Source organism: Mycobacterium sp. 1245499.0 (assembly GCF_001673615.1).
In the GTDB taxonomy this organism is placed as follows: Bacteria; Actinomycetota; Actinomycetes; order Mycobacteriales; family Mycobacteriaceae; genus Mycobacterium; species Mycobacterium europaeum_A.
Map to the genome: position 1 here is coordinate 1 of NZ_LZMG01000324.1, position 8149 is coordinate 8149.

Here is an 8149-nt window from a genome sequence, read left to right on the forward strand (position 1 = left end):
GACGGCGTAGTAGATCAGCACGGCGAACGAGGAAAATCCGATGGCGTTGCGCAGGTCGGCGGTGGCGGCCAGGACCGCCACGATGACGCCGATCAACAATTCCGCGCGGTGGGGGACGCCGAACCGCGGATGCACCGCGGCCAGGGTGTGCGGCAGGTGGTGGTCGCGTGCCATCGCGAACGTGGTGCGCGAGACGCCGAGGATCAGCGCGAGCAGCGAGCCCAGCGCCGCGATCACCGCTCCCGCCTGGACGGCGGGAACCAGCCAGCCCGTTCCCGCCGCGCGGGCCGTCTCGACCAGCGGGGCGGCGGAATTCGCCAGCCGGTCCGGGCCGAGCACCCCCAGCGCGGCCACCGCGACCAGCGCATAGACGGCCAGCGTGATGGTCAGCGCCAGCGGTATCGCGCGCGGGATGGTGCGCGCCGCGTCGCGCACCTCCTCGCCGAGGGTGGCGATGCGCGCATAGCCGGCAAAGGCGAAGAACAACAGGCCGGCGGCCTGCACCACACCGCCGAGGGTGGCGCCGCTCAGCCGCAGCTGCTCGGGCCGTGCCGCGCCGGAAGTCAACGCGGCGACGATCACGGCGACCAGCACCGCCAGCACCACCGCGACGATGATGCGGGTCAGCCAGGCCGACTTGCGCACCCCGGCGTAATTGACCGCCGTCAGCGCCACCACCGTCGCGACGGCTACCGCGTGGGCCCGCGCCGGCCAGGCGTAGAGGCCGATGGTCAGGGCCATCGCCGCACACGACGCGGTCTTGCCGACGACGAATCCCCAACCGGCCAGGTATCCCCAGAAGTCCCCCAGGCGTTTTCGGCCGTAGAGATAGGTGCCGCCGGACGCGGGGTAGCGCGCCGCCAGCCGCGCCGACGACGTGGCGTTGCAGTAGGCCACTACCGCCGCCAGCGCCAGGCCCAGCAGCAGTCCCGAGCCGGCGGCGCGCGCCGCGGGGCCCAGGGCCGCGAAGATCCCCGCACCGATCATCGATCCCAGCCCGATCACCACCGCGTCGAAAACGCCGAGGCTGCGGCGCAATTCGTCGTTGCCGGCCGGGGTGCTCGTCGGGATGCTTCCGGACACTGGGTCTCCTCGAAGTCGGAGAAATGGGCACGCCTGCGTCGCCTCGCGTAGCGCCTAACCTATCAAATTGATTTGATGTATCGTGCCGAAGTATGGCGGCGGTCGATCGAGCGGACGTTCCGCCGCTGATGCGGATGGCGGGGCACCCCCTGCGGTGGGCGCTGCTGACCGAGCTGGCCTCCGGAGACCACCGGGTGCGGGAATTGGCTGCCGCGGTCGGCGAGCCGCAGAACCTGGTCTCGTATCACTTGCGGTTGTTGCGTTCGGCCGGACTCGTCGATGCGCGACGCAGCAGTTTTGATGGGCGCGACACCTATTACTGGTTGAATTCGACGAACTGCGCCAAGGCATTTCGTGAGGCGGCCGCCGCTTTGCATCCGGCGTTGGCGCCCGGGGCCGCCCCCAGGGCGGCACCGCGCACCGTGTTGTTTTTGTGCACCGGAAACAGCGCGCGCTCGCCCATGGCCGCTGCACTCCTCGAGAAACGCGGCCAGGGGCGCATTCGAACGGCAAGCGCGGGTAGTTATCCGAAACCCGCGCTCCACGTCAACGCCATCCGGGTCATGCGCGACGAATACGGCATCGACCTCAGCGGCACCCGGCCCCAATCCCTGGCCACGGTGTCCCGACGCCGCTTCGACTACGTGATCACGCTGTGTGACAAGGTGCGCGAATACGCGCGCGACCACGATCTGGCCACCACGACGCACTGGAGCCTGCCCGATCCGTCTGCCGGCGGCGCCGGCTATCCGCAATTTCGTCGTGTGGCAGGCGAATTGAGCCGCCGCATCGACTTCTTCGTGCCCGGCATCGGCGTCGGTGCGGTCGGGCGCTGACGATGGTGCTCAACCGGCGTCAGTTCGGCAAATGGGCCGGCGTCGCGCTGACGGCCGCCGCGGGAAGCGCCGGTGGCGCGTGTTCGCACCCTTCGCCCGGCGGTCCACCCGGCGGCAAAGCCGATTACACGCTGCGGATCGGCTCGGGGAAGGTCGAGTTGGCCCCGGACCGGACCGTGTCGACCCTGACCTACAACGGTCAATTTCCCGGTCCGCTGTTGCGGTTCAAGGAGGGCCGGCGAACCTGGGTCGACGTCTTCAACGACACCGACTCGCCGGAGCAGCTGCACTGGCACGGCCAGCACGTCGGCGTCGACGTCGACGGCGCCGCCGAGGAGGGCACCCCCGACATACCCGCGCACGGCATGCGCAGGATTTCCTTCGTTCCCGGCCCGGCGGGCTTGCGCTTCTATCACACCCACGTCGTGCCGCGCGCCGATCTGTCGCGTGGCCAGTACAGCGGCCTGGTGGGCCCGGTCTACATCGAGCCCCCGCACGACACCGGTGCATACGATCAGGAAATCTTTCTGACGCTCAAGGAGTTTGACCCCGCCTTCAGCCGCGGTGGCGACATGCCCAGCGATTTTCTGGCCGGTGCGCAGGATCAAGACCTGAAGGACAGGGGCGAGTCGGCGATGGCCGCCGCGCTGGAGCGCGGCGAGTCACCCGGCAACGAGGTCGGGTACGGGGCCTTCGCGATCAACGGGCGCATGCTGGGCCACGGCGAGCCCATCCGGGTGCGAACCGGTCAGCGGGTCATGCTTCACGTTCTCAACGGAAGCGCCACCGAGACCCGCAGTTTGGCCCTGCCCGGCCACACTTTCACCATCGTCGCGCTGGACGGCAACCCGGTACCGACGCGGGCCGCCGTGCCGGTGTTGTGGCTGGGCGCGGGCGAACGGATCTCGGCGATGGTCGGCATGACCAATCCGGGCGTCTGGGTGCTGGGCGATCTGTCCGACGACGACCGCGGCCACGGAATGGGCGTGGTCGTCGAATATGCCGGGCGCGGTGGGGATCCGCACTGGGCGGCGCCCCCGCCCTTCACGTGGGATTACCGGGTGTTCGGCGCATCGCAGCGGGCGGACCTGCCACCGCCCGATCGCACCATCGACATGTTGATCGAGAAACGCAACGCCGCCGACAACGGTTTCAACGTCTGGACGATTAACGGTGTGCCCTTCGCGATGGACACCAACAAGCCCGTGCTGGACATCGAGCGCGGCAAGCGTCACCGGCTGCGGTTCCGCAACGCCAGCGACGACCTGCACCCCATGCACCTGCACCGGCACACGTTCGAAATCACCCGGTTCGCCGGGACAGCGACGGCCGGTGTCCGCAAGGACGTCGCCATGCTCGGCGGCTACCAGAGCATGGAGATCGATTTCGTCGCCGACCAACCCGGCCTTTCGCTACTGCACTGCCATCAACAGATCCACATGGATTACGGGCTCATGCTGCTGTTCAACTGCACCTGACGCCTCACCCCAGCGGGTTGTTCTGGCGCACCCCCCGATACATGCCCCAACGCACGATCCAGGGCATCACCACGCGCTCGACCGACCAGGACGGGAAGCGGAAGGACTGGCCGGTGGGCAGGAAGACCTCCAGCCCGTTGGGCTGGATACCTACCAGCGAGCCCCAGCGCCGCGCCGGCGCCCGGTAGGGCCGCAACGGCCGGCCGGCGAGGTCGGCGAGGACGTTGCGTGCCACCAGGGCATCGCCCCGGTTTCGGGCGGAGCTGCGCAGCGGATCCGTCGCCGCGACGTCGCCGACCGCGAACACGCCCCGGTGGCCGGGCACCCGCAGTTCGGGGGTGACGCGCACGAACCCGCGCTCGTCGAGCAGCTCGGCCGGCAGCCAACCGGTGTTGGGCCGCACCCGTCCGATCGCCCACAGCACGGCGTCGGCCCGGGCCGGGGGCTGCCCGGTGCTGAAGTGGACCGGCTCGCTGGTCAGTTCCTCGCCCGCGAACCCGTCGGTCACCACCGCGCGGTGGCCCGGGTGCAGGCCGACGCCCAGCTCGGTGAGGCGGCGGCGCAGCCGATGCCAGATTCGCGGATGGTGTCCCGCCAGCGCGGACTCGCCGGGGAAGTACAGGTCGATGCGCTTGTCCGGCCACGTGGTCGCCATGTTGAGGGCGCTGCTGACGGCCGCCGCGCCGCCGCCCACCACGGCCACCGAGCCGGCGGCGGCCAGCCTGTCGTGCGCGGCGCGCAGTCCCGCGCCGATCTCGGCCGCCGACTGCAGGGTCGGCTGGCGCCAAAAGCCGTTGCTGACTCCGGTCGAGATGATCAGCGCGTCGTACGGTTCGGTGACGGCCGCGCCGTCTTCGCTTCGGCCGGAGACGGTTTGGGCGTCCAGGTCGACGCCGGTCAGCGTGGCCTGCACGGTGCGGACGCCGTCGAGACGGCGGAACCGGTCGAACGGGATCCAGTAATCGCGGGCCCAGTCGTGTGGACGCGAGAGCCGGACGCCGAGCTCCTGGCCGCTCACCAGCGCGGGCTTGGCCGAAATGCCGACGACGTCGGCGTGCCGCGACAGCCGGATCGCCGCGAGGACGCCGGCGTCGCCGAGCCCGGCGACGATGACACGCTTTCGGTTCATGCCGTTATCCTGCCCTGCGTACATTGCGGACGAGCCGTTGACCGATCCGAGAGCAAGGGGGCCACGTCAGGTGATCGTCTCGTGCGGCACAGCGACACCGGCGCATCCGCGGGTGAGCGCCGCGCTGCGCACCTCTCTCAGTGCCATGGTGCGGGCGTCGGCCCCGCGCCCCGCGGCGGCCCGGCGCGCCGCCAAGGACTTCGAGAAGGCGTTGATTCCGGCGGTCATCGCCGAGATCCGGTGGTCGTTCACCCGGCCGCGCACCTGGCTGATGGGTGTGGTGGCCAACGTCGTCTTCGCGGCCGGCTGGTTGCTGGTGCAGCCGCTGACGCCGGTGGGCCGGCACCCCGATTGGGTGATCCTGGTGGGCACCTACTTCTCGTCGTGGGTGCTCGCCGACGTCACCACCACCAATTTCCTGGGCGCCGACCACTACCGGATCCTGCGGGGGTTGTCCGCCGGCGTGCCGTTCTGGCGCATCCTGTTGATCAAAAACCTCGCCCTGCTCGCGATCGTCGGCGTGCCCACCCTGTCCGCGGCGGTGGTGTTGACGCTGTGGCTGGAAACGCCGGCGCGGCTGGGCATTACGATCCCCACCGTCGCGGTGCCCATCGTCTCCTGGTTAGGCGTCGGCAACTTCATCTCGGTGCTGCACCCGGTCAGTGTCGAGCCGCTGATCCGGCGCTGGCGCCAGCGCGGCGATCTGCGCCGCACCCGAAGTTGGGTGCTGGCCCTGACGCTGCCCTACGCGCTGTACTACGTGGCCGACCCGATGAACGGCGTGGAACATCGCGTGTTGTGGCAGCAGGCGCCCGCGTTGATCTGGCCGGTGTTCGGGCGCGACACCAAAAGCTTCGTCCACCTTGGCATCGCCATTAGCGTGTGGATCGCCGGCAGCATCGCCGCGGTGTACTGGGTGCGCCGGCGCGGATTGCAGATCCGTTAGGACACCTGGGGCTTGATGTCTTCGATGACCCACTGCGCGTAGTCGAGGTATTCGTCCACGCCGCTCACGGGAGGGACGGGAACCGCGGTCACGGTCACGCCCTGCTCGGCGAGCCAGTTCAACCGGTCGACGATGTGTCCGGCGCTCATGCCCGGCCGGTCGCTCGCTCGGCGGGCGACGTGTCCCTCGCCGACCCGGTTGGTGCCCAGCCCGTGCATCACCTCGAATTCCCGGCCGTCGTAGGAGGGTTGGGACCTGATGTAGTCGAGCTTCTCGGCGATCTGCTCCGGTGGTGTGAGGAACGGCCACCAACCGGACCCGAACGTGGCCGCCCGGCGCAGCGCGGCGTCGGCGTCGCCGCCGATCCAGATCGGAAGATGCGGTTTCTGAACGGGTTTGGGCTCGAAGGCGATGTCGGAGAAGGACACGTACCGGCCTTCGAATCGGGGTGCGTCGCTGGTCCACAGCTCGACGATGGCGGCCAGGTATTCGTCGGCGATGCGGCCCCGCTCCCCGAAGGGCACTGAGAGCAGCTCGAACTCGCGGGCCAGCCAGCCCACGCCGAACGTCACCATCATCCGGCCCCCGCTCATCCAGTCCGCGGTGGCCAAGGCCTTGGCCAGCACGATGGGGTGCTGCAGCGGCAAGATGGTGACGCAGGAATTGATGGCCACCCGCTCGGTGGCACCGGCGATGAAGGCCTGCGCGGTCGTCGAGTGCAGATAGTGCGGCCCGGACAACTCGACATGCTCGGTGGGGATGACCAGATGCTCGGGCACCGCGATCATGTCGTAGCCCCATCGGTCGGCGCATTGCATCATGCGGCGCTGGTCGCCTCCGGTGACGGCCGCCTCCCAGGGCTGCGTGATCGCCTTGAGGCGCAGCAGGTGCGGAAGGGGGAAGGCGAACTTCACGGGCGTCCCAGCCAGCGGTCCATGTCCTCCAATCTAGGGGTTGGTGTTGTTAACCTGGCGACATGGACTCCGAAACGGACCCTGCCAGCCAAAAGCTGACCAACGCGGCGTTGGCCGCCACCAGCTGGGCGCTGCTGGGCATGATGTCCTACGAAGAGGAGGTTTCGGGCTATGACCTCAAGAAGTGGATCGACTGGAGTGTCGACCTGTATTACTGGAGCCCGTCGTACAGCCAGATCTACACCGAGCTGAAGAAGCTGGAGTCGCTGGGACTGGTGACCTCACGCGTCGAACGCGACGAGGGCACCCGCACTCGCCGGCTGTACAAGATCACCCCGGCCGGGATGGATGCCGTGACCGAGTGGACCACTCACGCGCCGGTGGACCCGCCGGTGCTCAAACACAGTGTGCTGCTGCGGGTTACGTTCGGGCACCTCAGTAACCCGAGCCGGCTCAAGGAGTTACTGCAGGAGCATGTGGCGTACGCCGAAGCCAGGCACCGCAAGGCCGTCGAGGACGCCGAGGGAGCCGAGGCCGAACCCGCGTGGGCGTACTCGGTGCTGGCGCTGCGCTGGGCGGCCAAGTATTACGCCGCCGAGCGTGAGTTCGCGCTGGAGATGATCAAGGAGATCGACGAGGCCGACGCCATCCTGCAGAGCGCCGCGAAGGGTGGCTTCGGCAAGCCGCGTCCCAAGCCGGGCAATTGGCGCGAGATCGAAAAACAGGTCCAGGCGAAGCGCGAAGCGGATTAGTTCTGACGGTGGTGACCGGTTTCGCCGTGGCGCCGGCCGTCCGGTTCCACGAAATACAGATACCGAAAACGCATATCGAAATCCCTTGCGTCACTGTGGTTTCAGGGCTTTACTGTCGCCGGTTCTTGTCGGTGGGCATCGTTAGTTTGGCGGTGTGAGTGATGAGCAGGATGTCGAGGCGGCGTTCGATGCGCTCGATGCCGCCTGGGATCGGGTGTGCGCGCTGAACGTCGATGCGCTGAAGCCGCGCCAGCAGTTGGCGGTGTTGGCGCGCTGCGAGAAGCAGCGCCGGCGCATCCCGGCCGTCGAGCACCCCGTGATCAATTCCCTGGCCCGCCAGGCACCGTCGGTCGAACTCGGCGCCACGGTGGTCCACGCCATCGCCGAGGCGACGCTGATCAGCCGCGCTGAAGCCGCCCGGCGCCTCAAGGAGGCGCGCGATTTGGGCCCGCGCCACGGCCTGACCGGCGAACCGCTGGGCCCGATGCTGCCCGCCACCGCCGCCGGACAACGCGACGGCACCCTGGGCGCGGGTCAGGTCGCGGTGATCCGCAAGTTCTACCACCAGCTGCCCGGCTGGATCGACATGCCGACCCGCGAGCGGGCCGAAGCGCGGTTGGCCACCGAGGGCAGCCGGTTTCGCCCCGAACAACTCGCCGGGTTGGCCCGCACCCTGGCCGACTGCCTCAACCCCGACGGCACCTACACCGACGACGACCGCGCGCGGGCGCGTGGTCTGACCCTGGGCAACCAGCAGGCCGACGGCATGTCGCCGTTGCGCGGCTGGCTCACCCCCGAAGCCCGCGCCACCCTGGAAGCCGTCCTAGCCAAACTCGCCGCCCCCGGCATGTGCAACCCCGACGACGACACGCCCTGTGTGGACGGCGCACCCACCCAAGACGCCATCGAGCGCGACCCACGCTCGGCCGCCCAGCGCCAGCACGACGGACTCAACGCCGCACTGCGCGGCGTGCTGGCCTCCGGGAACCTGGGTCAGCACAACGGGCGCGG

At 69.1% G+C, this 8149-nt stretch carries 8 protein-coding genes; 5 read left to right on the forward strand and 3 right to left on the reverse strand.

The window, feature by feature from the left end:
* Window positions 1-1071 (reverse strand): APC family permease (locus tag A5646_RS19765; RefSeq protein ID WP_067023701.1); only part of this gene is annotated, 1071 nt, incomplete at its 3' end.
* Window positions 1072-1175: 104 nt separating this feature from the next.
* Here A5646_RS19765 and A5646_RS19770 point away from each other — a divergent pair.
* Together A5646_RS19770 and A5646_RS19775 are read left to right on the forward strand one after the other, a co-directional pair.
* On the forward strand, window positions 1176-1919 hold the full coding sequence (locus A5646_RS19770) for an ArsR family transcriptional regulator (protein ID WP_066879486.1): 744 nt from the start codon (window positions 1176-1178) through the stop codon (window positions 1917-1919).
* A 2-nt stretch (window positions 1920-1921) separates the two neighbouring features.
* Window positions 1922-3397 (forward strand): multicopper oxidase family protein, encoded by a 1476-nt coding sequence (locus A5646_RS19775; RefSeq protein ID WP_231998408.1) that lies wholly within the window; start codon window positions 1922-1924, stop codon window positions 3395-3397.
* 4 nt (window positions 3398-3401) lie between these two features.
* Here the strand turns inward: A5646_RS19775 and A5646_RS19780 are convergent, their stop codons facing one another.
* Window positions 3402-4526, reverse strand: coding sequence for an FAD-dependent oxidoreductase (locus A5646_RS19780; RefSeq protein ID WP_067023704.1), 1125 nt, complete (start codon window positions 4524-4526; stop codon window positions 3402-3404).
* Between the two features lie 145 nt (window positions 4527-4671).
* On the opposite strand from A5646_RS19780, the gene A5646_RS19785 reads away from it, so the two are divergent.
* Window positions 4672-5472 carry a hypothetical protein gene (locus A5646_RS19785; protein ID WP_231998412.1) on the forward strand — a complete coding sequence of 267 codons (801 nt, stop codon included), beginning with the start codon at window positions 4672-4674 and terminating at the stop codon, window positions 5470-5472.
* On the opposite strand, the gene A5646_RS19790 is transcribed toward A5646_RS19785, so the two are convergent.
* Window positions 5469-6386, reverse strand: a complete 918-nt coding sequence (locus A5646_RS19790; RefSeq protein ID WP_067023697.1) for a TIGR03619 family F420-dependent LLM class oxidoreductase — start codon at window positions 6384-6386, stop codon at window positions 5469-5471. The genes A5646_RS19785 and A5646_RS19790 overlap by 4 nt on opposite strands.
* A gap of 62 nt (window positions 6387-6448) precedes the next feature.
* Here A5646_RS19790 and A5646_RS19795 point away from each other — a divergent pair, with 62 nt between their 5' ends.
* Both A5646_RS19795 and A5646_RS19800 read left to right on the forward strand, forming a co-directional pair.
* Window positions 6449-7138: a PadR family transcriptional regulator gene (locus A5646_RS19795; RefSeq protein WP_066872560.1), complete on the forward strand. Its 690-nt coding sequence runs from the start codon at window positions 6449-6451 to the stop codon at window positions 7136-7138.
* 154 nt (window positions 7139-7292) lie between these two features.
* Window positions 7293-8149: 13E12 repeat family protein (locus A5646_RS19800; protein ID WP_156765661.1), on the forward strand; the 857-nt coding region annotated here is incomplete at its 3' end.

Coding starts and splice junctions, on each gene's coding strand:
- A5646_RS19770 (WP_066879486.1), top strand. CDS start 1,176: ATGGCGGCGGTCGATCGAGCGGACGTTCCGCCGCTGATGCGGATGGCG.
- A5646_RS19775 (WP_231998408.1), top strand. CDS start 1,922: ATGGTGCTCAACCGGCGTCAGTTCGGCAAATGGGCCGGCGTCGCGCTG.
- A5646_RS19780 (WP_067023704.1), bottom strand. CDS start 4,526: ATGAACCGAAAGCGTGTCATCGTCGCCGGGCTCGGCGACGCCGGCGTC.
- A5646_RS19785 (WP_231998412.1), top strand. CDS start 4,672: ATGGTGCGGGCGTCGGCCCCGCGCCCCGCGGCGGCCCGGCGCGCCGCC.
- A5646_RS19795 (WP_066872560.1), top strand. CDS start 6,449: ATGGACTCCGAAACGGACCCTGCCAGCCAAAAGCTGACCAACGCGGCG.